Here is a 26,592-nt window from a genome sequence, read left to right as displayed (position 1 = left end):
AGAGTGCTTTCGCAATCACTGGAGGCTCATTATGAGTACTGAAATAAATAATTCAATGGCCCTGCGCTCAGAAGTTCATTTGACTAGAAAACTGTGGCACATGGGAACAGGTTTAAGCGGACTGTCGATTTATAATCACTTCTCTCTTGAATCAAGAGATATGGGGATTTACTTAATGGCACTAGGGCTTGCAGCTCTCTTGGTTGAGTTTACTCGCCTCAATGTCAGCTCATTTAATGCAATTGTTTTGAAGGTGATGAAGCCTTTTATGAGAGAGTCCGAGAGAAATTCATTAAGTGGATTTCCATTCTATGCGCTCGGTGCGGCGATTTCGCTACTTCTCTTTGAAGAGAAGATCGCAATTCTCTCAATCCTCTTTCTTATTTTCGCTGATCCAATTAGCTCATTCTTTGGAATTCTATACGGAAAGGATAAAATTATTTCTAATAAATCACTGCAAGGCTGTATCGCAGGGTTTCTCGTTTGCTATATTTTAACTTTTGCTTACGGGAGTTACTTTTACAGACCGGGAGTAGATCTTCTCGTCTTTAGTGTTCTCGCTGGATTATTTGGCGCGCTTTCAGAGTTGTGCAGTATTGTGATTGATGACAATCTAACAATTCCAGTTCTCTCAGGTCTGGGAATAACCGCCATTAATATTTTAATACCAATCTTTTAGTGGGCGATTCGAGAAGTCTTCTCAATCTCTTCATATCTTTTTATTGCAGATACAACGAGGGAGCTTTCTTCAAATTGAGAAGGCTCTTCAAATAATGAGTTGAGTAATTGAATCCTCTCAAAGAGAGAATTATTCTCTAAGAGCAGTTGCCGCAGTTCAGGGTCCTGAACTAAGAACATGCAGATATAATCAATAATGTGATAGATGCTAGTGAGAGAGTTTGCAAATGTCTCTCTCTCAAATGAGTCTAGAATATTTACTTCTAACCAGTTGTCGAGAAGCTTCTTTAGGTTTTGAATTTGTGGACCGTGAAGTTTTTCAGATTCAATTTTATCGTGGAAGTATTCCGCTTCATAGACGAGGTAGGGAAGGTTTTGTTCGACATTGAGAAGGCGAACTCTACCAATGGCCTTAATAAGTACCTTCAAAGTTCCATCAACATTTTCTTCTAAGATAACAGGTCTTCCGTAGCCACAAATGTCACAAGGTGAGTATCTTACTTTATAGTCCTCTCTTCCAATCTCAACAGCCTTACTTATAGCAATAGGTGTATTGTCACGAATGCACTTTTTGACCATATCAATGTAAACGGGTTCCAAGATATAAATGGGTAGAGATGTTCTGGAGAAGAGAACGACATTTGGGATTGGTAATACGGGAAGTCTTAAAGTTTCCATACGTCATTGTAACCGCTGATGTTGAAGAGAACTTGAAGAGTTTATGAATATGCCTAGTTTCAGTAGTTTATTAAGAAAAGAGTGGCGAGAATTTAGAAATTTAGGCCATAAAAGTGACAATAAATCATGTTATCAGTATCATGATATTAAGAGGTTATAAAATGAAATCAATTATGCCTTTGAAACCATTCGCTTCCCATAAAATTTGGGGAGGGCAATTGCTTTCAAAGATTAGAAATATAAACGTTGCACCGGAGCAAGATCCTCTAGGTGAAACTTGGGAAATATCAGCTCACGATGATGGTGCGTCTTTTAGTGAAGAAGGTCCTTTAAATAAAATTTTTAACCTAGAAGATATTCCTTACCTAGTTAAGTTTATAGATACGGCGAAGAATCTCTCTGTCCAAGTACACCCTCAGGATGAGTACGCTAAGAGAGTAGAGAACTCTAAAGGCAAGTCTGAGTGTTGGATTATTTTAGATGCTAAAGAAGGTGCAGGAATTTATCTTGGAGTTAAGCCAGGTGTTGATAAAGAAACTTTTAGAGATGCAATCGAATCTAAAGATGATCTATCTAAGTTTTTAAACTTCTACCCAGTCAAAAGAGGTGACTTCTTCTATGTCCCGGCCGGCACTATTCACGCAATTGGAGAAGATGTCTTCCTGGCTGAAGTTCAACAGTGCTCAGATATTACTTACCGTGTATGGGATTGGAATAGAGTTGATGAAAAAGGAAACTCTAGAGAACTTCACGTTCAAAAGTCTCTAGACGTTATTCGTTTTGATGAAGAGTTTAACTTTCCAATTAATTTTAAAATTCAAAATAATATTTTTAACCAAGACTTAAAACTTCTTGAGTTAAATGACTTTGAACTTTTTAGTTATAGTAGAGAGGATGAATTTAAAATTGAGGTCTCTTTTGAAAAAAGAGTTTCTTCAATTCTCGTCCTTAGTGGAGAAGTCCAAGTTACTCGAGGAGGAGTGTCAGAGTCCCTCTCTCAATATGAAGCGGCAATCTTTCCTCTAGAAGAAGAGAATAGCTTTAGCGTAGTAGGCAAGGGTAGCTTTTTAATTATTAAGTAGGAGAAGATATGAAGTTCACTCTATTTATTCTTTCTTTATTCTTGCTATTTTCTTGTCAAAAGAAATCACAATTTTCCTATGATGGAGAAAGAGTGTCGATAGAGCCGACTTCTTCTGAAATTACAGATATTACTCCTATTATTTGGAAAGCCGGCATTATGAGAAATATTACAATTTCTCGTGGTGTTCAAGTTACCTTCACCTTTCCGCAATTTGAAAATAAAGACCTAAGATACTTAGTAGATAAGTATGGTGTCGATAGCTGGATTGTTCGAGTGAAGAGAAAGGGGATGATGAGAAATGAAACCATCGGCTACCTCTATGTTCCAATTATTCTTCCCGGGCAAAAGAATGCTATGAGAATTAATCAGCTTAAAAAAGGAAGCTTTAGAATTCTCTACTCTGCTTCTTCTGTGTCTGCACGTTTTTCAAATTCTCCTTGCCCAGCATTTAAGCATGATCTTCTCATTGAAAAAACGGAAGTTGGAAGCGAGAAACCATTTTCTTCTAAGATAAGCGTTTCTCCTGTTGAAGAGGAGAGATTACTCGTTGCTGTTGAGGACTTTAATTACTCGAATACCTCTCTCAATGGAGGGAAGGAATTAAGAGGTGATTACTACGTCGATATCGCTTTTTACAATAAAGAGAGAAAGACCAAACTTTCTAACTTTATAGAGTTAGATGGATCTGCCAAAGTCGTTAGAGAGCAGTCTATTCCTTTAAGTGGCTGTGAAAATTATAAGATCCCACCGCGTATGGACGATGGAAGTGGAATAAATCAATTTAAATGGAATAAGTAAGCCAAAAAAAAGCCCTTTCGGGCTTTTTCTATCTCTGATAACACGTTAGGGGGTACGTGATCTCATGTCCTTTATTAGTTCGAATCGTGAGATAGTCGTTAAGCTCCGACAGCTTATCAACATCGCCGATATGGATTTCATGCCTTTGTCCCCAATAATTTAGAACTTTGGTAAATCCATTCTTCTTATAATTTGTTCTCATCGCATTTGCTGAGGCAACCATTCTGCCATTATCCGTTTCTTCGAGGAAACTAATCTTATTATTTAAAATAACAAAAGACTTCTTCATTCTAGGAGTATGGCACTCTAGCTTCGTATGGACAGCTGCTCTTGCTTGAATCACTTGCATAAATGAAAGTGTCAGCATCGTAAAAAAGACTGTTCTTAAAGTGTTCATTGTAATCTCTCCAGTTACTATTTCTAGTTAATATAGAGCAATCAGCGTGCCAAAAAAGAAGTACATACTTAAGCATAGTTAGAGATCTTTTCAGGAAATTATGTATAGAAAATTTCCATAGCTGTTTAAATTTTAGACACTTTTTACGCTATTGATTTTCACTTAGATAAGATAGAATGAGTTGAAACTAGGGGAAATAATGAAATCATTAGCAATTGTACTATCTTTAATTATTAGTTTGGCGTCCTTTGGACAAAGCGAAGAGGTCTTAAGACTCTCTGGTAAGTTTGTTATCAAGAAGGGTGTTGAGGGACAAGATAGCGATCTCTATTTTAGAATTAAAGATAAGAGGGGAAAGAGTTACGCCTATCCTGTAAGAGTGTTGAATTCAAAGCTTAGAGACTCTATACGTAAGAATACAAAGAAGACCTATACTATTGAAGCCGTTGCTAAGCAGAAGAATATTAAAATTAATGAAGTAAGTAAGTTCGTGCACTTTTTAGATATCCAATCTGCCAGCACTTTTGAACTTAGCAGTCTTGGAGTTCCTCCGCAGGATAATGTTGAAAGAGAACCAGATATTCCTTACTACGATAGAGAGAACCCTTCTAAGTCTAAAGGCGGATATAGAGTTTCAGATAAGGCCGCTAACTCTATTATCTTTGCCGCTGGAGCTGCTCTATTGGGCGCAATCATTGCTCAATAGAATATAAAGGTGTGTAACTTTTTTAGACTCTAGAATCTATACTAGAGATCATTTCAAATCTGCGTTATAAAGCCGCATTCAAGAAATTAGTAAGTTGGTGGGATGGCCATGCTCCTTTATAAGGAGCGGGTTCTATAGTTGTGTTGGTTTCCTATTTGTGTTGTGTAATAGAGGGCCATCTTCATTGACTTTTAAATATATAGGCCCCCAGTTCTTGGGGGCCATTTTTTTCTTATGAATAATCAGTACTTTATCTTTGATTGAAATATAATTTCTTTAGGAAAACCTACAACCTTCCTTTTTTTTGGATTAAAGTATAGGGGTAACTATTAAACAGAGGTTTTCTTGAAGAACTATCAACAGCGCTTGATGATTGTACCACTCCTCATCTGTATTTTCTTGAGTTCAGTGGCGATCTTTCAATATATTAAAATAGATAATATTAGGCAGGAGTGGAGTCAGTACTTGAATACAGTCGACTCAAAGGGACTACTGTACGGAGAGTTAAAAGATACTTTAGGCTTTGGTGGAGCTCACCACGCGTTTAAGAATTACATCTTAAGAGGGGATGAGAGGTACTCGAAAGTTGCAAGCGACTCTTTGGAAAAAGCGCTTAATATTTTAAAGGAGCTTGAGAAAAATCCAACAATAACTCCAGAAGAGTTCATTCATATTCAAAATATTTATTCAACAGTTCAAAAATATAAAGACAATATAAGTGTTGCTAGAAAGTTAAGGGATCAAGGATATTCGATTAGAAGAATTGATGAAAATGTAAAAGTGGACGACGACCCGGCGATTGAAGCTTTTGAGTGGTTAAAGAATAATCAGGCTACTTTAAAGGTAGAAGCAACGAATAGAATTAATGGAGCCGAAAATGATGCGAAAGTCGCACTATTAACTGGCCTACTCTTTTCAACTATATTCATTTTTGCGCTGACTTACTATACAAGTGTTAAATTAGTAGAGGCGAAAATTAAGGCCGAGAGTGTTGCAAATTTAAAGAGTAACTTCCTGGCGAATATGAGTCATGAGATTAGAACTCCTCTAAATGGAATTATTGGCTTTACAGGAATTCTTTCAGATTTAAAACTCTCTACAGAAGCAAAGGAACAGGTTCGCTATATTAAAGAGTGTGGAGAGAGTCTAGCTGCAATTATAAATGATATTCTAGACTTTTCTAAAATTAGCGCCGGAAAACTTAGTATCGTAAAATCAAATTTCAATATTAGAAATTGCGTACTTTCAACTATCCATATATTTGATCATATAACAACCTCTAGAGGAATCGATCTAAAAATAGATATCGAAAGTGATATCCCTGATATCCTATCTGGTGACTCATTAAGATTAAAACAAGTTTTAACAAACCTTATTGGAAATGCAGTTAAGTTTACAGAAAAGGGCTCAATTGAAGTTAAAGTAAAGGTCGTTCAAAAGTCAGATAGTTATTTCAAATTACAATTTAAAGTCAAAGATACTGGGATTGGTATTAGACAAGAGGCACAGGCGAGACTTTTCTACTCCTTTGAGCAAGCTGATGTTTCAACCTCTAGAAAGTATGGTGGAACTGGTCTTGGGTTAAGTATTTCTAAGAAACTTGTAGAGGCCATGGGTGGAGAGATAAGTGTCTCCAGTGAAGAGGGTGTCGGTTCTGAGTTTTCATTCACTGTCATGACGTATACTTCTGAAGAAGAAGTCCCTACTGAAAGTAAGAAAGTTGAGAAAAATTCTAAAGGTAGTTATGGTGATTTTAAAATCTTAGTTGCTGAAGATAATAAGGTAAATCAATTACTGGTGAAGAAGTTACTGCAGAAGCTGGGCTACACTAATTTTAAAATTGTCGACAATGGAAAACTCGCCATTGAAGCTCTTAATGAAGAAGACTTCCACCTTATTCTTATGGATATTCAAATGCCTGTCATGGACGGGTATGAGGCTGCAAGGACAATTATTAAATACTGGAAAGATGAGAAAAGACCTTTTATCTATGCACTATCTGCCAATGTGATGGAAGAGGATAAGCAAAAGGCTAGAGAGATTGGATTTGATGGCTATATCCAAAAACCTATCGATGTAGATGAATTTTCTCAAGTCTTAGAACGTCATCAAGATGTAAAGGCCTAGGTTTAAAGTTGCTTTGGTTTGTTTATATTTTAGAGACGACAAGTGGTAAATTCTATACCGGAATTACAACTGATGTTGAGAGAAGATTTAATGAACACGCTAGTGGAAAGAAGGGCGCAAAATTCTTTAGATCTAATAGACCTAAACGAGTTGTTCATATAGAAGAATATGAGAATCGCTCACTTGCTTCAAAAAGAGAGTGGGAGATAAAACAATTATCTAGAAAAGAGAAAGAGCACTTGGTTTATTCGTCGATGGGACCATCATAGATCTCAAGCTCATCTTCTTCACTCTGAGTCCATGGATTTTGCAATTCTGATGGAACTTCAGGGTCGACTTTCTTACTAAATTCGTAGGGACAGTGAAGGCAACCACTTTGGCAGCAGTGGCCTCTTTCAGTATGGTATTTCTCAGTAAAAACCATAAGGCCTTTATCATTGAAATAATAGTCGACATTTTCGATCAGTTTCTTGGTCATAGAGTACATAATATCTTGCTAGAGAATCAGAGTAAAGAAACAAAAAAGCCTCCGATTCCGGAGGCTAAAACGCGTGTGTATAGAATTAATCTATCTCTAAGAGTGAAGTGCTGACATCCATTAATTCAGGAAATCACTCTCATAAAGTTTGAGAGTTCTATCATTAGCGATTTTTGTAGGCAAGAAAAAAAGTTTAGAATATCCTATAGCTTAATAAGAAAATTCTGCCAAAGATTACTTATTTAGAAAGATTTTATAAAATCAATATATTACATAAATTTTAAACTCGAGGATCTCATGGAACATGTATGGTTTAAGCATTATCAAGAAGGTGTAGCGCACACAATTGACACGTCGGTCTACAACTCAATACCTGAAATCTTAGAAGAGTCCTTCACTAAGTATCCTAATAATGCTGCTTTTCATTGCATGGGCAAAACGTTGACTTACTCAGAGATAGATCTTCTAAGTAGAAAATTTGCATCTTACTTACAAAATGATTTGAATCTATCTAAGGGCGATAGAGTGGCGATCATGATGCCTAATATTTTACAATACCCAATTGCTCTCTTTGGAATTCTTAGGGCCGCAATGGTTGCCGTTAATGTTAACCCTTTATATACCGCGAGAGAATTAGAGCATCAGCTCAATGACTCTGGTGCAAAGACAATTATTATCTTTGAAAACTCAGCTCACGTGCTCGAAGAAGTTATCGCCAATACAGGTGTTGAGAATGTTCTCACTACAAAAATTGGAGATATGCTAGGTTTTCCAAAATCGATGATTGTTAATTTCGTCATTAAGAATGTTAAAAAGATGGTTCCTGCATGGAATATCTCTGGGACAAAAGATTTTCTATCATGTGTTGATAAAGGTGATGAAACTAAGTTCATAAGACCTGATATAAAAAGAGAAGATACAGCTTTCCTTCAATATACAGGGGGAACTACTGGTGTTTCAAAAGGTGCAGAGCTTATTCATAATAATATCATTGCAAATCTTCTCCAGGCGAAAGCATGGATCTCTCCAGTTATTGAGGATGGTAAAGAGATTATTATCACACCACTTCCTCTCTATCACATCTTTAGTTTAACAGCGAATTGCTTCACGTTCTCTACAGTTGGTGCACTCAACGTTTTAATTACAAACCCAAGAGATATGAAAGGCTTTGTTAAAGAATTAAATAAGTGGAACTTTACTGCAATAACTGGTGTGAATACTCTATTCAATGGACTTCTTAATACTCCAGAATTTTCAGATGTAAACTTCTCTTCATTAAAGCTAACACTTGGTGGAGGGATGGCCGTACAGAAAGCAGTGGCCGAAAGATGGAAGAAAATAACTGGAGCTCCTTTGATCGAAGCATATGGTTTAACGGAAACATCTCCAGCTGCTTGTATCAATCCACTTGATCTTAAGAATTATAACGGTGCAATTGGTTTACCTGTTTCTTCAACGGAAGTTGTGGTCAAAGACGATGATGGAAAGACTCTTGGAGTAGGAGAGGTTGGAGAAATTTGTATCAAGGGACCTCAAGTGATGAAGGGGTACTGGAATAGACCAGAAGAAACAAAGAAAGTTATGACAGATGATGGTTACTTTAAGTCGGGTGATATTGGAGTCATGGATGAAGAAGGATTCTTTAAAATTGTTGATAGAAAGAAAGATATGATTCTAGTATCGGGATTCAATGTTTATCCAAATGAAGTTGAAGATGTTGTTTGTTCGAATGAGAAAGTTTTTGAATGTGCAGCTGTTGGTTCTCCAGATGAAAAGTCAGGAGAAGTGGTGAAGTTATTTGTTGTGAAGAAAGATGAATCACTTACTGTTGAAGAGCTAAAAGCATTTTGTAAGGAAAACCTAACGGGATATAAAGTTCCAAAAATTTACGAATTTAGAGATGAATTACCAAAGTCAAATGTCGGTAAAATTCTCAGAAAAGACCTTAGAGACTCGTAGAAATATATCCAGGGTGCCAGGGCTAAAGTCGACTGGCACCTTTCTAAAGCGTTAAAATCCTAACATGTCTAAAGTTTAGACAACTATATAAAAATTAACATATTAGAATTATTAAGGAAGTTGGGCATGTGATTGGCCCCTCAATTGCAATATATATTGCATATAGAACTTGAGGGGACTTATATGAAGAGATTTATCTCTGCGCTTTTAATTTACTTAATATCATTTCAATTGGCCTTTGCTGAGACGATTCTACGTGTTCCAGCTCAGGCGTCTTTTGATCATAAGTACTCAACAGAAGAGTTATTCAAAGAAATTGAGAGCTTTAAAACTTCTATCAAAGGAAAGGACCTTAAGGCCGAGTGTAATACAGATGCAGTGGATGCTTTAGAATCAGCCGTATCTGAAGAGGCCAGTGAAGAAGAAGAGTCATATGATGATTTATTTGGTTTTGAGGAAGATGAAATCGTTGCCTACGATGAAGCAACTTTAAGCAATTGGGAGAAGATTGTTAAAGGTATCAATGAGGCTTCATGTGGTCAGTACTTATATACATTTGATCAGAATCTTTCAAAAGAAGAAGCTCAAAAATGTGTTCCAAAGAGAGTTAAGGGACATATAGAAAAATTTGCTGAAAAAGTAATGAAGCTTGAAGAAGAAGAGAGAGAGTCAGAGATTCCTTCGTTAAATGCAAATGATGAATTATTAACAAGTTTAAATAAGAAAGCAAAAATCTTAAAAGATGAGTTAAAGAAATACCTCTATGACGATGAAGTAGAAGAAGAAGTAAGAAGAGACTTACTTGTAAAGTACCTTGGTGGTGTTCTTCTGCCAATGAGAGATCTCGTTGTATCTAAAAGATCTTATGTCGACAGAGAGTACGATGGTAAGTTTTTCTATGAATCACTTCTTCCTGAGTTTCCAACGGACTTAATTGATGAAGATCAAATTGATCAAAGAAAATTAATCACACTAGGACCTGATGAGCAGACAGATCCATATCACTTAAATGTATTAGATGAATCATGGGGAAAATCTAGACTTGTTTTTAATGAAAACGAAATCCTTTCTAGAGATGTTCTAACTCTGGTAAAGACGCCAACAAAGAGAAATTATGTAAGAGCGCTAAAGTGGTTTACTCTTCATATGATGATGTCTCAGATCTATGTTTATCAAGCAATGATTGGAGATAATGAAGCGATCGATGTACCAAGATCTTGTCAGTCTCACTTTAATGGAAGTATGCCAGAGAAGTTTAACTTTCAATTTGTAGAAGGTCAGGGAGACACGTATCTACAAAATATTATGTCAGGGCATGGACTTACTTTTAGCTTAAATAACTATCAGTATTTAGAGTACTTCATGGATAATGCGGATAAAGATCCTACGAAGATGGGTTATTCTGGGTTACTACCATTTGAAGAATATAAGAGTGCTCTAAGAAACGATAGAGATGGAAGTCACTTTACAAAGGCTGACATCGATGATGTTTCACATTATCCAACTATTGTTCAAATGAAGTTACAAGAGGCGATGTCTGTATTTAAAGGAAAGACAAGAGCAAATTACAATAGAAGAACTAAGAAGCACACGGCTGCAAGAACTTACACTTACAATATTGGAGTAGAGTTCCAGAAATTCTTTGAAAAGCCTGCCGCAGGTAAAATGTATGAAACTAAATTAAGTGATGGAACTTTAGCGACAATTAATACTCAAAGACAGAATCTTTCTTTATTTTTAACAGAGTTAATGCAAAGAAAGGGAGCAACTCACTATACAGAAATTCTCTCAGAGAAGCTGATTAATAAATTAAAGAAGAATAAGACAAGAATAAAGTTTCCATCTCTCTACGGTGCTGCTATATGGAGAAATTGGGCCCTTAAAAATATTGCTCTCTACTTAGAATCAAAGAGAGATGTAAAGAAGTCTGATGCAGCTTATAGAGATGCTCAAATTGCATGTCAATATGTTGGTAAGGGAAGTGAGATCTGTAAGGACGGAAGAGGGAAGCACTTAATCTCTCAAATGGCAGACTACTTGAAAGAATTTACTACAAGTTCTGACTTTGTACCTCTTAGAAGACTTGAAGAAATGAAATTAGAAAAGAATTATCCTGTATTTGGATATATCTGGAATATGAATACTAATAGAGGAAACTCTGAGTTCTCATTTAGCAATATGAGCGAATTAGATTTCTTAACTGGTCAAATGCAAGCACTTAATCCATGGGCTTCTGTTCGTTTAAGTTACTTAGTCGCAATGGATGAGCTTGAGCATGTAGAAGCTGGAATAACTCCTAAATATATCCAAACAAGAAGAGGGAGTAGAGTTTCTAGTGAGACAAGAGTTCAGAGACAGAATATTAAATTACATATTGAGATGCTTGAAAAGGCAGCGAAGAAAATTAATATTGATGAAGTACTCGTACCAAGCTATGCCAATAAAATCCTTTCTGATGATGAAAAAGATTACTTCTGGAAAGATATAGCTGAGAGAGTAAATGAAGAGAACTCAAATATCTTTCAAACAGAACTTAAAGGAAAGAGTTACTACTCAAGATTAGAGGATCTTTCTTACCAAACTTTATTAACAAGACAGAATGTTGAAGAGTACGAAGCTAAGTATAATAATACAATCTCAGGTGAAGCATGGGATGAAATCGATGACCTATTAGAGAGCGATGAAGGACAAATTGGACAATTCTTTCTTGATCTCTATAAGAGAAAGGGAAATGTTGATCAGCAAATTGCTTTATTTGAAGAGTTCTCAGAGGAAAATGGAATTGATAATAAATTCTCTGCAAAGATGAACTTTCTATCTCTTGATAATGGAATTAAATCACCAATCTTTAAAGATCTTATTAAAGAAGCTGCAATGGTGAGAAAGCTTAAGGTTTTAAGTAACCTCAATGAATTCTGTAATATGGAGCCTAATACGCACGAAGATATGAAGACATTATTCTATGCAACTTCTAAGGCGCAAAACCAATTGAATCAATTAGCAGGGCTTCCAGGAGTTCCTGAGAATGTATTAGATAAGATTAACTCTATGTCAGATGAAGAATGGACTGATATGTGGTTAGGTCTTGGTGCTGGTTTCCTTGGTGTGGCAGCAATTATTATCGGTGCTGCTTGTACTGGTGTAACAGGTGGACTATGTGCACCTTTGGGAATTGCAATGATAGCTGCAGGTACTTCAGCTTTAACGATGCAGTTGACTCTTGTCTATAGAGAAGTTGATAGAAAAATGGAAGCGGATGAGAACGAGGAAAAAGTAAAGAGAATGGAAGAAATGGGATTTGCAACATCTGGAAGTTCTGATGAAGTATCAAGATCATGGGGATGGGCAATTTTTGAAGCTGTTTCACTTATTCCTATGGTAGGTGTCGTTGGAAGATCTGTTAAAGTTGGATCTAAGATGACATATATCTCTGCGAAGACAATGCTTAGAAATACAGGAAAAATCGGGTTTAAGAAAGCTTGGAATATGGCAGGTGTTGCAGGTAAAACTGCGGCCACTGAAGCTGATGTGAGCTTTGCAAGATATGTTCTAGGGTTTAGATCTCTACAAGACGATTTAGCAAAGGCCCTAGGAAAGAACTCTGATGAAGCTTCTCAGGCAGTAGAGAGTATTTCAAGAGAATTAGTGAGAAGTGGAGCATCTGAAGAATTAGTAAAGAATGCTATGAGTGAAATGGATAATGTTAAGCATCTCTATAAGACTGGGAGAGTGACAATGGCCCAGATGACTCAGAAGCTTGGAAAGATTCTTGCTCCATTTAAGAAGCATGCAAAAATGGGTGCTGATGATATTTTTGAATATACTAGTAATGTCATTGTTAGAGAAACTCCAGAGATGATCAATAAGAAAACCGCACAAGTTGTTGCTGATTACTTTGGACACAACCCAAAAGCGTTACAGAGATTATTAAAGTCATACTCAACAAAGTGGTTTAGTTCTCACGATAAGCTCGTTCACGCTAGAGCAGTTATGAGAAAGGCCAATAAGGGTGAATATCTTTGGGGAACAAATTGGATTAGAAAATTTAGATTCGAGCAATTGGCAAAGAATGGAACTAAAATCAATAGAATGATCGATGGTCTTGAAGCCGTATCGAAGAATGGAGATGATCTATCTGAGTACCTTTTAAAGAATATGGAAGATCTCTCTGATATCTTTGTAAAAATACCTGTAAGAAAGAGAGAGATCCCTTACATGGTTCTTCTTGAGGGTGGACCACATACTGGTGGTGTATTAAAGAATACTTCTTCTGCTTTCGTAAATAGAGTTTCAGGAGCAGTTTATGATCTAGCAGATGGTCTAATTATGAAGAAGTTCTTAAATGCTAGAGTTAGGCTTGTTTATGAATCAACTAAGGCGACAGCAAGAGAGACGTTTGGGCTTTCTAAATATGTGGCTGCAGAGACAACATTCGAAGCTCTGAAGGCATTTGATAAGACAGTAGATGAAGCTATCAGTACAGCATCAAGCTCAAAGTCTAAGAGGATCGCAGCAGAAATGGAGAAGTTTCAAGATTCAATCTCAAAGAGAGTTCATCAATTTGCATCTCAGAAAGTTTCATCTGAAAACGTTGGGAGTTTCGTTTCTAAATTAGGAGCGAAGAAACAAGCTGCATTTAGAGAGTTTGTAGAGATGTCTCCTGAGTCGATTAAGAGGTTACTCTTTAAAGCAGAGGGCGCAGAGCAAGAGGCACTTGCACAGGTGATTTGGTCATCTGTATCTGTTGATGACATCTTTGGTATGAGAGAGCTTGGAGATATGGCATATAAAGTAGTAAGAGAGTTAGCTGAGTACAATACGGCAGGAGAATTTGATAAGTTCGTAAATGCACTAAAGATATTAGTTATTAGTAGAGATCCAGGTGTTGTAGACTTTATGTAAAAAAAAAGAAGCTCAATTGAGCTTCTTTTATATTTTTATTTGAAGAAACAATTCTTCTTTTTTAGAAATTCGAGCTGATCGTTCATATATTGATCATCCCCAGCTCTCTTCTTTAGAGCAGCGTAGAAGGCATCTTGCTTATTGGTCTGTCCATCAGCACTTTCAGTTGCTTCTTTAATAATTTTTGTCCACCCTTCAACTGTTTCATCATCCATATCTTCACTGAATAATTTCCAAAATGTATGAGGGTTTCTAGAGTCAACCAAGTTAGTTACTCCATTTTGATCTGTACTAAATTCTCTAACGGCCTCAATAAGTGCTTTTTGTTTCTTATTTCCAGCTTCAGCAAGTCCAAGGAAAAGTCCTAGAGATTTCTCTTCTTCTGGTCTTAGCATTTTTGGGCTAACTCTAGAGAGATCACCAAAGTTGAACTTTGCCATCTTAGTATTAATATAGTTTGTTAATTGTCTTGGTTGTTTTGGAAGAGTTTGGTCTAAAACTTTTCTAGCGGCAGTATTGTTAATTTCTTCAAGTGTGAATTTAAATCCATTCTTACTTAAAACATCACTTACACACTGTGCACATGCAAGCATTGCTGAGCCTGTACTACCATGTCTATTAGCAAGGAAAATAAGACTATTGATCGCAGTAACGACATCTCTCTTTCTAATTTTATCTTCTGGTTTATCCAGTAGAGCAAGTAGAGAGTTTTTAATCTTAATATCTTGAGGCGAACCACCAAGTCCGTTTAGAATTTCTTTCAACTGAGCTTTAGTAGGTTTTGCACCCGAGAGACTGAGAGCTTGTAGTGAATTTGCTACATATCTCTTCACTCTTGGAATTGCTATAGCATCGACACCATTCTTTGTTAGTATTTCAGCAACACCTGAGTCAAAGAGAAGGAAATCTATTAGCTTTCCACCTGCAGCATTAGCAGAAGAAATGGTAAGAATTAAAAATAAAATTGATAACTTCTTTAGGAACATACCCTTTGACCTCGTAAAATTTTTCTTGTTATTCTAAAACATTCTGCATTCTTATCGGCTTAAGTCAGATATTTCTTTAATAAAAAGCCATTCTCTAAGTTGTTAAAAATAAACAGTTATTGCTTAAGGAATACCTTGAAATACCGTAAAGAGAGTTGAGGGAATCTTAATGTATATCTTAATACGAGCTTTAATTTTAGTGATTGCTTTTAGCACTCTAGGTGGAGAGCAAGTAGAGCTATATTCGAGCCGTGCACTGTCCTCAAATCTGTCATTAATCTATGAACCCTCTGAGCGAAAGATCATTTTTAAGTATAAGAAAGGCTTCTTTGATGATGAGAAGAGTTTGTCTTTTGATATTCAAGATACGAGCTCTATAGATATGGCCTCGGCTGTCATAGAGGAGAAGATTAGAGAAGAGGTTCTTGAAGGGGTTAAGTTTGAAGAGTTGCTAGCAGCACTTGACCGAGTTAAGGTAATGAACGGAACTCAATGTAATATCGTTCTATTTGAAAAAGTAACTCCAACATCGGCGGATGAGCTAGGCCCACTTGTTGAGGGAATAGCAAATAAATTAAAAGATAGTGAAGAGGCTACTCAGAAAACTATTATTCATACTTTTGAAATAGAAGGTATAGGAGAGGTATCTCTAAGAGCACATCTAAATGAGAATCTAGAAGTTAATGGATTTTCTCTTTTTTCTGATAAGGTCGATATTAGTGATCTTAAAATAAAGAAAGAGAATGATTTCTTTCAAGTTCATAAATCTGGAACTCAATTACTATCCCTGCGCTTATTAGATAATAGAAAGAAGCTCGTTCTCTATAGACCGAATGCCTCCAACCCTCTATTGTCACAAAATACAATCTTAGAGTTAGAAGTTAATAAACGCGGTCTAAGCTCTAAAGTTATCTTTGATTCATCTTCCAGTGTGGTTGAACAAAAGAGAAGGTTAGAGCTCTCTTTTGATAGTGTAGAGCATAAGAAGGTTCTTAGAGTAGATAAAGGAGAGGACTACTTTAAGTCTCTTGAACAAGATGAATTAAGTTTCTTAAATAGTCTTCGTGACGAAGATTTTGAGAAGGTTCAGAATGAATTTGGAAAATGTATCTTTAATTACTTTTCAAAGGGAAGCTTTGAAAATGTAGATTCTCCTGAGTTAAGAAGAGGTTGCCGTATAATATCTGAACTTAATTCTCTCTTGGATTTCAATATCGATATGAATGTCTCTTTGGCTAAAGAAGGGCAATATACAGAGAGAAATCTAAAGAATAACTTCTATCAGTGCCTACACAATAATGGCTTCTTCGAAGATTCATCTGAAGTAAAGGTTGCTCTTATTCCAATGAGTATTGCAGAAGAAGATATTAAAATATGCCTTGAGAAATTAAATAAAAGTGTAGAGCTAAGTGAAATAGAAAATGGTATTAATAATGATTCAAGGTTGCAGGGGATCTTTTTAACAGAGTCTAATAGTAAGTTCTTTAAAGAAAAATCTTTTGAAGAATTTTCTAAGTGTAGAGAGAGTTTAAGCTTTCAAGAATGTAGAAATCATTTAAATAAAAGCAAGATTCGTTTTGCATTTGATACATTTCTAAAAGATAGAAGTGAGCGTAAATTACTTTCTAAGACGATGGAGCAAACCTTATCTGATAGCTTCAAGAAGTGTGACCAAGATCAATTTTGTATGATATCCGTACTGAAGAAGTTAAGTCATTCAGAAGGATCTAGTAAGCTTCAATATGCTCTGAATTCAATACTACCTGGTGAAAACTTTTCCTTTAATGCTAGGGATGAGAGGAACTTTAAAAGACGTTTTGATAGATGCCTAGAAGAGAAATTCTTCTTAGGTGCAAATGAAAATGAGTTCTTAGAATCTATCGAATCTTTTTCTAGAGTTGAACTTGAGTGTGAGTTTGTCACTCTTAAAAGCCTTATTCCTGAGATCTTTACAAACTCGATTGTTCAAGAGGATTCTTATATCAACTTGGAGGAAGAGCAGAGAGAACATTTTAAAACTGTTCTTAAGCGGTACTTGAAATCTACTGTGGGGGATTTAAAAGATGTCTCTGGACTCCGTAAATTTAATGATGAAATTAAAGAAGACTCACGAATTATCTATTCTGAATTCTATGTTTTGCAGAGACTGACTGATTCAAACTTAGATAGAAGTAAGAGAAAAGAGATCGAAGAAAAAGTTCATTCTATGTTACTTGGTGATAGAAAGATGAGCCTCTCCTCTAAAGTGAAGTATACGGTCAGAATTCAAGCGAGTAAGGGACGAGAAATTAGTGGCCATACTTTAACTAATCAAGTCTTAAAAGAAGCGGAATTATTAGTTTATAAAGAAGAGAATCAAGTTTCTGAAGATGCATTTATAGATTGTTTTTCAAATTATTCTCCAACATGGACAGATATATCTTTCAATGACTATTTAATTAATTGTAAGGAAAAGAAAAAGCGAGAAGATTTCTTCTTAAGTTCTAAAGATAAGTTAGAGCACTTAGTTTCGAAGGACTTTGATCTACTTTCAGTAGAGGCCAATAATATTCTCTCGCCTCTACATTACTTTGAGTCGTGCATCGAAAAATTGCCGAGTTTTAACTCTAAGTCTGTCAACACTCTCGCTGAAATGAATGGTTGCTATGAGATGGCCCAGTTTGAGATTGAAAAAAATATTTCAGATATGTTGATAGCGACAAATAAGCCTATTTTAAAAGATCAGGGGAAGGCTGCTCTAAACGTTAATGAAATTTGTTATGAGAATACATTTTTATTCTTAGCAGGTTTAGTTAAGAAGTCCACTGTAGTAACTCCTGAGCAAAGAGAATTATTTTTACAATCAATAAGCCCTAGAGGGGACATTGATCTTATTAAGATATTTAAAGCAAGAGAATCAAATACGAATAGCAGAGGGCTATTAGAGAGTTATACTCACGGAGACTCTAAGACAAAGAGCGCTATTGAGAACTTACTCATTATTTTAGGTGATAATGAAATAGTTCCAGAGGGATGGTTGGAAGACCATTTGAGTACTTGTAAGTCAAATGTGGATAATGAATTATTCAATTCATTTAGAACCTTTATTCAAGATAAGATTCACTTAGATTCTAAGCTTGGTAGAGATTCCTTTAATAATGCAAATCATAGAAGATTAATAACACATGTCTTTAACAACGATCTTCTAAATGAGCTTTTAATTTTAACAAGAAAAAAGTCTTTCGGATCTGATATTGGTGAAACTGATATAGCTAATACTGAAGTTACTGGCGAGCTTGGTACGGCTGCGCTTGGTAATCTTATATCCGTGCTTGGGGAGTTTCTTAAAGAGGGATTGATATTTGATCCTGAATCAATGGAAACAGAGCTAATTACTTTTAGATCTGAACTTGTGCGTGCCCTAAGGTGGCTCAATAAGCAAAATGGAGAGGTAAAACTCTCTGAGTTAAAGAACTTCTTTGAGTCAACGAGGCTCGCAGATATTTTAGCCTATGCCGTAGTCTCTAAGAATGTGAGAAATATCTTCGATGACTATATTAAAAAAGAGCAAAGAAGACAGGAGCAAATCCTTCTTAGACAATTTAAAAAGAGCCGCACTAGCGACTTTAGTTCTTCGGAAAGAGTGAAGTGGCAGCGTATGACCTCTCGCTTTGACCAACTTCGAATAGAGTCTAGAAAGATGACATCTTCTTATGATTTTAAGAGATTATTTCGCGATGGAAGTGAAGAGTCTCGAAAGAAACTTGATAGAATTAAAAAGAATTACCTACTACCTCTTATCGCGAGTGGAAGGGTTTCAAATGAAGCCGAGCGAGAAACTTTGAAAATGGTTAGTGAGTTAGTTGTTAAAGATGATGCTAATGGTGGATTTGCTGAACGATTTGCTGCTACAGCGGCAAAGGAATTCTTACAAAATGATAATGACTCTCACTGGGGAATCACTAAGTTCTTCTTCTATGACGATCACGATTTTGATTGGACGACCTTAAGAAATACTCCTTCAGGATCGAAAGCAATAAATTACTATACTAAGTCCATACTAATGCCTGAGGTTACAGGCCAAAAGCTATCTGAATACACTAAGAATTCTAGGATGCGATATTTCAATAGGTTATTAGATAAGGCCCAGTCTGAGAATGATGACTAAATACAAAGAGTTTAAAATACTAATGTATTCCTGACATGGTTTCATGTAATTTCAGTCCCTTATGCCGATTATATTTTTGCTAAAAAGATAGCTCTAAGGTATCTTTGTGTTCCTTGGTTTTAAGGAGTGTTTATGGCCAAGTTACACTACACACTATGGATATTTATTGCGCTCACTCTCTTAGGAAATAGTTTTGCAAAAACTGTTGAAGAAGATAGAGAGGCCATCGCTGAATTTCTTCAGGAATGTAGAAATAATAAGCTCTACCTCATCAAAGATGAATTTGATGTTGACTGTGGTGAACTATATCAACACTACAACTCTAATTCTGATAAGCAATACTCACAATCACAAGCTCGAAGAAATGGACAGGTCCGAATTGCTGGATTCAACCTTTGGCATCCAGGTTCTCAGAACTCAGGATATAAAGACTATAAATTAATCGCTCAAATTATTGATAAGTCAGATGTCGTTGGAGCACTTGAGCTTCTACCTTTAGTAAGTTTAGATGCTAAGAATAATAGTGAAGTTGTCTCTATTTTAGCTGAAGGCCCGGCGCAATTAAGATCACTGAAAAGGGAGCTTAATGCTGCTAACAGAAGTGGAGACTTAGATGAAGTTCAAGAGCTTAAGGCCAAAATTACAATTATCTCAGATACTTTAAAGAAAGCGCCGTCACTATACCGAGAACCTGGGTACTTGAAAGTATTAAGTGAACTCAGAAAATTAGACTCCTCTTGGTCACTAATTCTGAGCCCGAGAGGTGACTCTGCTAAACCTACACACGTAAAAGAGTTGACGGGATTCTTTTATAGAGGTCGTAGTGTAAAGCCGATTACTAATGAACATTGCCAAGAAACTTACTCTAGAACTTCAGGTAAGAAATATGCCTGTTTTCCTAATTTAAGAAAATCATTTATGGGTAGAGAAACTTCTCACGTATTTTCAAGAAGACCTCTACTTGGAAGTTTTAAGAGTGGAAGCTTTGATTTTTCTCTTTTGGCCTCTCATGTTGTTTTTACTTCTCCTCATCCTGTTGAGGATAAAGAAGATATGGAAAATATCTTAAGGCCTTCGTTTGGAGTCTCTGACTACAAAGACTTAGGTGTGGGACTGGACTCAACAAATTATGCTCGTTTTGCTGAGGCAAAAATAATTATGGAGTTCATGCAGAAGTTAAAACGTAAGTACAAAGAAAAAGATATTATTTACGTTGGTGATATGAACCTTACTGCTGATAATCCTTTTTGGAGTAATTTACTTAAAGAAACTGGTGAACACGAACTACTAATTGAAGTTGAAACAAGTTTAAGTCTAGCAAAAGTAAATTATAGAGGCGTACCTACTAATGCTATGGCAAGTAACTATGACCACTTCATTGTTCCAAAGAATAGTTTAAGCAATTGTAAGAAAGAAAATGATGATTATGATACAAGCCGTTTGGAATATTTAAGTGGTGATGTCTATAGGTATATTAGTGATAATTACATCGTAAGATCGAAGAGAATAAAGAATAGTACTCAGGTTTATCCTGAAGATATTTTAGAAGAGAGCCTAACTGAATCATATGATTACTCACTGACGAAGACGGGTGAGCGTCATATGAAGAAGATGATCTCTTCTCTAGAGAGTCAGCTAAAGAAGGTTTACACCATTAAAAGAGGTGAAATCGTAAAGGATGACTCTAGGATTAATCAACGTTTAAGTTACTTTAGAGATAGAGTATTCTTGTCTCAATTAAGCAATAATACTTTTTATCGTGTGTATAAAGAGGTTATTTCAGATCACTATCCAATCTTTTTAAATTGCTCAAATAGGTAAGAATGAAAATTCTATTTAAGTCTTTTATTATTTCTCTCTTTTGTTGGAATCTACAAGCTATGTGTGAGTATCCGCACAACCCACCTGCTATTTGCGTGGAGGGAGAGGTTCTCTCTCAAAAGAAAACTAAGAATGATAAATTTCCTTGTGAATTGAGAGTTCAATTAACAAAGGCCTATAGACCTAAGAATACTTATATATTCAATGATAAGCTTGAAAGAGTAGATTTTAAAGATGCTAAGAAGCTTCATAACTCAGTTGTAAGCGTATACAGTAAGAGCTCATGCCACTTGAAAAAGATTAGAGCACTGATGGAATATAATTGTAATGACCGAGAAGCATCTTTTCCAGATATGGCCTTATTGGATACTGGAAATCTTAGTCAGAAGATTCGAGATCCTTGGACGGAGAAGAAGCCTCTTGTGGATTGTGGGCCACTTCTTTCCAAGTAGGAACATTCTTATAATCAATTTTTATCGTATCTAATAATTCAGTTAATTCACTTGGAAGAGGGGATTCAATATCTACCTTTAAAAAGTCTAGATTTAATTTGAGTCTATATGAGTGTAGAAAGATTCTATTGAAGTCGTGCTCACTTCTATAGTAACGATTAATATTTCCCTTTCCATGTTTCGTGTCGCCAATAAGGTGGTGACGAGATCTAGAGAAGTGTCTTCTTATTTGGTGAGTTCTACCTGTCTCGATCGTAATTTGCATTAAAGTAGCGCGTTCACTCGACTGTAGAGGGCGGTACTTAGTTAGTGCATCTTGCTTAATTTTCTTGTCGTTAGTTAATTGAAAATCAAAGACACCTTCGTTTTCAATCTCTCCAAAAACGAGGGCCAAGTACTCTTTATGAACTTTCGTTTTGTCATGCCAGTGCTCTTGGATTCTTTTGACGATTTCGCCATTTAGGCCAAATAAAAGAACTCCCGAAACTGGACGATCCAATCGATGGATAGGATAGACCCTTTGACCAATTTGATCCCTTACTCTTCTCATTAAATTATCGCGCTCGTTAGTCTCTTTCCAGTAAGGGTGCACAAGCAGGCCAGATGGCTTTGTTACAATTACAACTTGCTCATCTTGGTAGAGAATTTCAATAGGTTCAGGTGGAGTTAGGTTTTCCTCATCAGTAATCATTAGAGAAACTTATCCTATGTTTAAGTTCTTGTGAAGTTAAATTGCAGTGCGCATCTTTAGAAGCTGTATATTGAAGAAATTGTAATTAACGAATGAATGCTTTTTATGTGATAATAGCTTCTTAAATACGGAGAAAATTAATGAGAGATTATATATCGATTTATATAAATGGGGAGCCTCGTCAAATTAAGGGCGACCATGCATTTATGACTTTATCTGATTATTTGAGATATGAGCGAGGGCTTGTAGGAACAAAAGTTGTTTGTGCCGAGGGAGATTGTGGAGCTTGTACAGTTCTCATTGGCAATGCTCGCTCTTTAAAGGATGGAGACTTCGAATATGTACCAGTGAATTCATGTATATCATTCATGCATATTCTCGATGGATGTCATATCGTGACTGTTGAGGGACTTAAGAATGGAGATGAGTTAAACGAAGTGCAAAAGTCCATGGTTGATAATCATGGAGCTCAGTGCGGTTTTTGTACTCCAGGTTTTGTGTGTGCTCTTAATGCTGGAGCTGAAGCTAGTGCGAGTTCTGGAAAGAAGTTTACAGAGAAGAAAGTTAAAAATGCTCTCACTGGAAACCTTTGTCGTTGCACTGGATATAAGTCAATTATTGAAGCTGGTCTTAATATAGATATGGCGAAGTTTGAGCCTTTAACATCGAAGTATGATTCAGCTGAAATACTAAAGAACTTAAGAAGTGATATTGCAAAAGCGACTAGGGTTAAGAGTGAGACGAATGAAGTCTACCTGCCTACAAAGTTATCTGATGCAATTGAGCATGTAAGAGGTGATGACTGTGTTTTAATCTCTGGTGCTAGTGATTTAGGTGTTCTCTATAATAAGAGAGGCTATGATCCAAGCTCTCTTTTAGGCCTTCATAATATAGAAGAAATGAATCAGATCATTAAAGGTGAGGGTGAGGTTTTCATTGGAGCAAGAGTAAATCTTCACAAGATAGAACAAGAGCTTCGTGATGAACTTTATGAGTTTACTCACATGATCCATATTTTTGCTTCACCTCAAATTAAAAATAGAGCAACTCTTGTTGGGAATATCGCAAACGCTTCTCCTATAGGTGATTCAATTCCATTTCTTATGGTGATGAATGCGAAAATTATCTTAATCGGAAGCCAAGGAGAGAGAGTTGTTAATATTAATGACTTTTATCAAGGCTACAAGAAGTTAGATATGAAGGACGACGAATTTATAAAAGGAGTTTCAATACCTCTTCTTGATGAGGGAGAAAAAGTTAAACTCTATAAAACTAGTAATAGAAAAGATATGGATATCTCAATTGTAACTTTTGCGAGTAAGTTTAAAGTTAATGAAGATAAGATAGAGGATATCCAAATTGCAGTCGGCGGTGTCGGTCCTGTTGTGATGAGAGTTGAGCAGACTGAGAATGAGCTTAAAGGTAAAACTTTTAATAAGAGTGCCTTTGAATCGGCAAGTATGATTTTGAAAAAAGAAGTCACACCAATTGATGATGTAAGAGGTACTGCAAATTTTAGAAGAATTCTAAGTAAGAATATGCTCTTGAAGTTTTACGCTGAAGAGAGTTTAAATATTTCTAGAGGGGGGAAGTAATGACTGTCGGTAAAAATATTCCTCACGATTCAGCAGTAACTCACGTCAGTGGAGAGTCTATCTTTATTGACGATAGGGCCTTTTTGAAGAATGAAGTTGTTTGTGGGCTAATGGGTGCTCCTATTGCACATGGGAGATTGAAGAATATAGATATCTCTAAGGCGCTTGAAGTGCCAGGTGTACTTGGAATATATACTCACAAAGATCTTGCAAGTAATAGATGGGGAGCCATTGTAAAAGAGCAACCTATTTTAGTAGATGATATAATTTCATATGAATCCGAGCCTGTATGTGTAATTGCTGCTGAAAACTATAAGGCAATTGAGAAGGCCAAGCAGCTTATCCAAATTGAAGTTGAAGAAATAGAGCCTATTCTTAGTTTACAAGAAGCAATAGATAGAGAGGATTTTCTTTCAGATGAAAAGAAAATTGCTCGAGGTAATGTAGAAGAATCTTTTTCAAATGCAGAACATACCTTAGAAGGTTTTTTTGAAAATGGTGGACAGGAACATTTCTATTTAGAAAGTCATGCCTGTGCGGCAATACCACTAGAGAATAATCAAATTGAAGTTCATTCATCTTCGCAGCACCCAAGTGAGACTCAGCACGTAGTGGCACAATCACTAGGTTTAAGCTACCACCAGGTTGTTTGTGTTGTTAAAAGAATGGGTGGAGGATTTGGAGGTAAAGAATCTCAGGCAGCTCCTTTTGCTTCTCTTGTTGGTCTCTGTGCGAAGAAATTAAAGAGACCAGCTCGACTTATTATCAGTAAAGACGATGATATGAAGATTACTGGTAAGAGACATCCATTTAAGAATTTTTGGAAAGTGGCCTTTGATAAAGAAGGTAAGATCCTAGGCTATAGAATTCGATTATTCTCTAATGGAGGAGCCTACACTGACTTATCAGAATCTATACTTGAGAGGGCCATGCTCCACAGTGATGGATGCTACTATATTCCAAATGTTGAAATCTTAGGCCGTGTTTGCAAAACGAATATACATTCAAATACTGCTTTTAGAGGATTTGGTGGACCACAGGGTAACGCTACTATTGAGAGTGTCATCGAAGAGATTGCTCACTTTCTAAAGAAAGATTCTCTGGAGATAAGAGAGAAAAATATTTATCAAGGGGATAAATTAACAACTCCTTATGGGCAGATTGTTGATAATAATACTCTTCCTGAATTAATGGAAAAGATAAAAGAGTCGTCGAATTATTTAAAAAGAAGAGAAGAGATTGAAGAGTTTAATAAGAACTCTGCGACTCACGTAAAAGGTTTAGCTCTAACTGGAACTAAATTTGGAATTGCTTTTACAGCTAGATTCTTAAATCAGGCCAATGCTCTTGTAAATCTACATCTAGATGGAACGGTGCAAGTTTCTACTGGAGCAACAGAGATGGGACAAGGGGTGAATACTAAGATTCAACAAATCGCCGCCAATGCTTTTGGCATAGATGCGAGTCTTGTTCAAGTTATGCCAACTTCAACAGAGAAGAATCACAATACTTCACCAACGGCTGCTTCTAGTGGATCGGACTTAAATGGAATGGCCACTCTGATTGCTTGTAATAAAATTAAGCAAAGACTGGCAAGTGTATTTAATACTCTTCAAAAAGGAGAGATTTCTCCTGCTGATGAAATAGAGATAAACTCTGTTGAGGAACTAGATCATATAGTATTTGAAAATTCTAAAGTCAGAGATACTAAAACATCGAAGGAGATAGACTTCAAAGAGTTGATCTCAACAGCTTACTTTAATAGAGTTTCAATGGGAGACTATGCGTTTTATAAAACTCCTGGTCTTGGCTTTGATAAGGCTAAGGGAAAAGGACAAGCGTTCAATTACTATACTAACGGACTTGCTGTAAGTGAGGTTCTTATTGATCGCTTTACTGGAGAGACAAAGGTTCTAAGGGCGGATGTATTAATGGACCTTGGACGCTCAATCAATCCTGGTATTGATATGGGACAAGTTTCGGGAGCATTTATTCAAGGAATGGGTTGGGTGACTAGTGAAAATCTTACTTATTCGGATAAAGGAGTTCTCCTCTCTCATTCGCCAACGACTTATAAAATTCCAAGTATTCAAGATACTCCAAGAGAATTTAATATTGATCTAATTGAAAATAATACAAATGATGTTTGTGTTCATCGCTCTAAAGCTGTGGGAGAACCTCCATTTCTTCTTGGCAATTCCGTGTGGAATGCTGTGAAGGATGCTCTCTACTTTGCAAATCCTTCGAATGCTTCAAAATTAAAACTCCCCGCCACTTGTGAGGAGATTGTGACGTTATTAGATGAGTAGAATAGTACATCGAATTGCATCTTTAGATTCTGAGAGCAAATGCTTTTGTGTGGCAACCTTAGTTAATACACTAGGGAGTGCTCCACAGGATCAAGGGGCAAAGATTATAGTTTTTCCCGATGGAAGTATTGAAGGCACTATTGGTGGAGGCAAACTAGAGAATTATACAATTCAAAAATCAATTGAGTTACTAGGGGAGTCAAACGTAGAGAGTTTTTTATTCTCTACTATAAACTTACAAAAAGATATAGGGATGACTTGTGGTGGTGTCGCCTCAATATTCTTTGAAGTTTATAATCGCAATCCTTGGAATATCACTGTTTTTGGTGCCGGTCATATTTCCCAGAGCCTTTGCCGTTTTCTTGTAAAGTTAAAATGTAACTTAACAATTGTTGATAATAGAAGAGAATGGCTTGATAAGTTTGAAGATATAAGTAGTGAAGTTAAATTAGTTCATCTTGAAAATATGCAAGATTATATTGAGAGAATTCCTAGGAATAGTTTTGTTGTTCTCATGACAATGGGGCATGGAAAAGATTTACCAATTCTAAAAGAGATTCTATTAAAGAAAATTAAGTTCCCTTTCCTTGGGGTTATAGGCTCAATTGCAAAAAGAAATAATATGGAAAAGGAACTCAAAGAGTGTGGTGTTACTGAGTTTGACTTTATTTGTCCTCTTGGAGCAAATATTGGAGATAATTCTCCTCCAGAGATATCGATGAGTATAATTGCTCAGCTCTTAGAGTTTAAAGATAAATTCTTTAATACAGCTAAGAGAAGTTAA

19 protein-coding genes are annotated in these 26,592 nt (G+C 36.1%); 14 read left to right on the top strand and 5 right to left on the bottom strand.

Annotation, left to right across the window (positions count from 1 at the left end; all coding sequences use genetic code 11):
- Positions 1 to 31 precede the first annotated feature (31 nt).
- Positions 32 to 679, top strand: coding sequence for a diacylglycerol/polyprenol kinase family protein (locus BMS_RS13700; RefSeq protein WP_052590706.1), 648 nt, complete (start codon positions 32 to 34; stop codon positions 677 to 679).
- Here the strand turns inward: BMS_RS13700 and BMS_RS13695 are convergent.
- Positions 676 to 1,356, bottom strand: coding sequence for an LON peptidase substrate-binding domain-containing protein (locus tag BMS_RS13695; RefSeq protein WP_014245418.1), 681 nt, complete (start codon positions 1,354 to 1,356; stop codon positions 676 to 678). The genes BMS_RS13700 and BMS_RS13695 overlap by 4 nt on opposite strands.
- 161 nt (positions 1,357 to 1,517) lie before the next feature.
- Between BMS_RS13695 and BMS_RS13690 the strand changes: the two genes are divergently transcribed.
- Both BMS_RS13690 and BMS_RS13685 read left to right on the top strand, forming a co-directional pair.
- Positions 1,518 to 2,438 carry a type I phosphomannose isomerase catalytic subunit gene (locus BMS_RS13690; RefSeq protein ID WP_052590704.1) on the top strand — a complete coding sequence of 307 codons (921 nt, stop codon included), beginning with the start codon at positions 1,518 to 1,520 and terminating at the stop codon, positions 2,436 to 2,438.
- Positions 2,439 to 2,446: 8 nt separating this feature from the next.
- Positions 2,447 to 3,238 (top strand): hypothetical protein, encoded by a 792-nt coding sequence (locus BMS_RS13685; protein WP_014245416.1) that lies wholly within the window; start codon positions 2,447 to 2,449, stop codon positions 3,236 to 3,238.
- Between the two features lie 28 nt (positions 3,239 to 3,266).
- Here the strand turns inward: BMS_RS13685 and BMS_RS13680 are convergent, their stop codons facing one another.
- Entirely contained in the window at positions 3,267 to 3,635 is a 369-nt protein-coding gene (locus tag BMS_RS13680) for a hypothetical protein (protein WP_014245415.1), read from the bottom strand.
- A 199-nt stretch (positions 3,636 to 3,834) separates the two neighbouring features.
- On the opposite strand from BMS_RS13680, the gene BMS_RS13675 reads away from it, so the two are divergent.
- The 3 genes from BMS_RS13675 to BMS_RS13665 all read left to right on the top strand — a co-directional run bounded on the left by BMS_RS13675 (position 3,835) and on the right by BMS_RS13665 (position 6,737).
- Entirely contained in the window at positions 3,835 to 4,341 is a 507-nt protein-coding gene (locus BMS_RS13675; protein ID WP_044557633.1) for a hypothetical protein, read from the top strand.
- Positions 4,342 to 4,686: 345 nt separating this feature from the next.
- Positions 4,687 to 6,468, top strand: a complete 1,782-nt coding sequence (locus BMS_RS13670) for an ATP-binding protein (RefSeq protein ID WP_014245413.1) — start codon at positions 4,687 to 4,689, stop codon at positions 6,466 to 6,468.
- An 8-nt stretch (positions 6,469 to 6,476) separates the two neighbouring features.
- Positions 6,477 to 6,737, top strand: coding sequence for a GIY-YIG nuclease family protein (locus BMS_RS13665; protein WP_014245412.1), 261 nt, complete (start codon positions 6,477 to 6,479; stop codon positions 6,735 to 6,737).
- Here the strand turns inward: BMS_RS13665 and BMS_RS13660 are convergent.
- On the bottom strand, positions 6,713 to 6,946 hold the full coding sequence (locus tag BMS_RS13660) for a DUF5522 domain-containing protein (RefSeq protein ID WP_044558163.1): 234 nt from the start codon (positions 6,944 to 6,946) through the stop codon (positions 6,713 to 6,715). The genes BMS_RS13665 and BMS_RS13660 overlap by 25 nt on opposite strands.
- A gap of 297 nt (positions 6,947 to 7,243) precedes the next feature.
- Between BMS_RS13660 and BMS_RS13655 the strand changes: the two genes are divergently transcribed.
- Positions 7,244 to 8,905 carry an AMP-binding protein gene (locus tag BMS_RS13655; RefSeq protein WP_014245411.1) on the top strand — a complete coding sequence of 554 codons (1,662 nt, stop codon included), beginning with the start codon at positions 7,244 to 7,246 and terminating at the stop codon, positions 8,903 to 8,905.
- 183 nt (positions 8,906 to 9,088) lie between these two features.
- A complete protein-coding gene (locus tag BMS_RS13650; RefSeq protein WP_044557632.1) occupies positions 9,089 to 13,807 on the top strand; it encodes a hypothetical protein in 4,719 nt (1,572 codons plus the stop codon).
- Positions 13,808 to 13,842: 35 nt separating this feature from the next.
- Here the strand turns inward: BMS_RS13650 and BMS_RS13645 are convergent, their stop codons facing one another.
- Positions 13,843 to 14,793, bottom strand: a complete 951-nt coding sequence (locus BMS_RS13645) for a hypothetical protein (protein ID WP_014245409.1) — start codon at positions 14,791 to 14,793, stop codon at positions 13,843 to 13,845.
- A 169-nt stretch (positions 14,794 to 14,962) separates the two neighbouring features.
- On the opposite strand from BMS_RS13645, the gene BMS_RS13640 reads away from it, so the two are divergent.
- From BMS_RS13640 to BMS_RS17655, 3 genes are all read left to right on the top strand, one after another.
- On the top strand, positions 14,963 to 18,940 hold the full coding sequence (locus tag BMS_RS13640) for a hypothetical protein (RefSeq protein WP_014245408.1): 3,978 nt from the start codon (positions 14,963 to 14,965) through the stop codon (positions 18,938 to 18,940).
- Positions 18,941 to 19,072: 132 nt separating this feature from the next.
- Positions 19,073 to 20,761 carry an exonuclease/endonuclease/phosphatase family protein gene (locus BMS_RS13635; RefSeq protein ID WP_044557631.1) on the top strand — a complete coding sequence of 563 codons (1,689 nt, stop codon included), beginning with the start codon at positions 19,073 to 19,075 and terminating at the stop codon, positions 20,759 to 20,761.
- Between the two features lie 2 nt (positions 20,762 to 20,763).
- Complete coding sequence (locus BMS_RS17655) at positions 20,764 to 21,213, top strand: hypothetical protein (RefSeq protein WP_157868292.1); 450 nt, start codon at positions 20,764 to 20,766, stop codon at positions 21,211 to 21,213.
- Here the strand turns inward: BMS_RS17655 and BMS_RS13630 are convergent.
- A complete protein-coding gene (locus BMS_RS13630) occupies positions 21,140 to 21,904 on the bottom strand; it encodes a pseudouridine synthase (protein ID WP_014245406.1) in 765 nt (254 codons plus the stop codon). The two genes, BMS_RS17655 and BMS_RS13630, sit on opposite strands and share 74 nt — an antisense overlap.
- A 140-nt stretch (positions 21,905 to 22,044) precedes the next feature.
- Here BMS_RS13630 and BMS_RS13625 point away from each other — a divergent pair, with 140 nt between their 5' ends.
- Genes BMS_RS13625 through BMS_RS13615 form a run of 3 tightly spaced genes read left to right on the top strand, consistent with a single transcriptional unit; the run spans position 22,045 to position 26,592 of the window.
- The gene (locus BMS_RS13625) at positions 22,045 to 23,499 is read left to right on the top strand and encodes a xanthine dehydrogenase small subunit (protein ID WP_014245405.1); all 1,455 of its coding nucleotides are present in this window, start codon (positions 22,045 to 22,047) and stop codon (positions 23,497 to 23,499) included.
- Complete coding sequence (gene xdhB / locus BMS_RS13620) at positions 23,499 to 25,808, top strand: xanthine dehydrogenase molybdopterin binding subunit (RefSeq protein WP_014245404.1); 2,310 nt, start codon at positions 23,499 to 23,501, stop codon at positions 25,806 to 25,808. The genes BMS_RS13625 and xdhB overlap by 1 nt, the downstream gene beginning before the upstream one ends.
- Entirely contained in the window at positions 25,801 to 26,592 is a 792-nt protein-coding gene (locus BMS_RS13615; protein ID WP_014245403.1) for an XdhC family protein, read from the top strand. Before xdhB ends, BMS_RS13615 begins: the two co-directional genes overlap by 8 nt.

Source organism: Halobacteriovorax marinus SJ, from assembly GCF_000210915.2.
In the GTDB taxonomy this organism is placed as follows: Bacteria; Bdellovibrionota; Bacteriovoracia; order Bacteriovoracales; family Bacteriovoracaceae; genus Halobacteriovorax; species Halobacteriovorax marinus.
The sequence above is the reverse complement of the archived record's forward strand: the minus strand, read 5'-3'. Positions and strand labels throughout refer to the sequence as shown.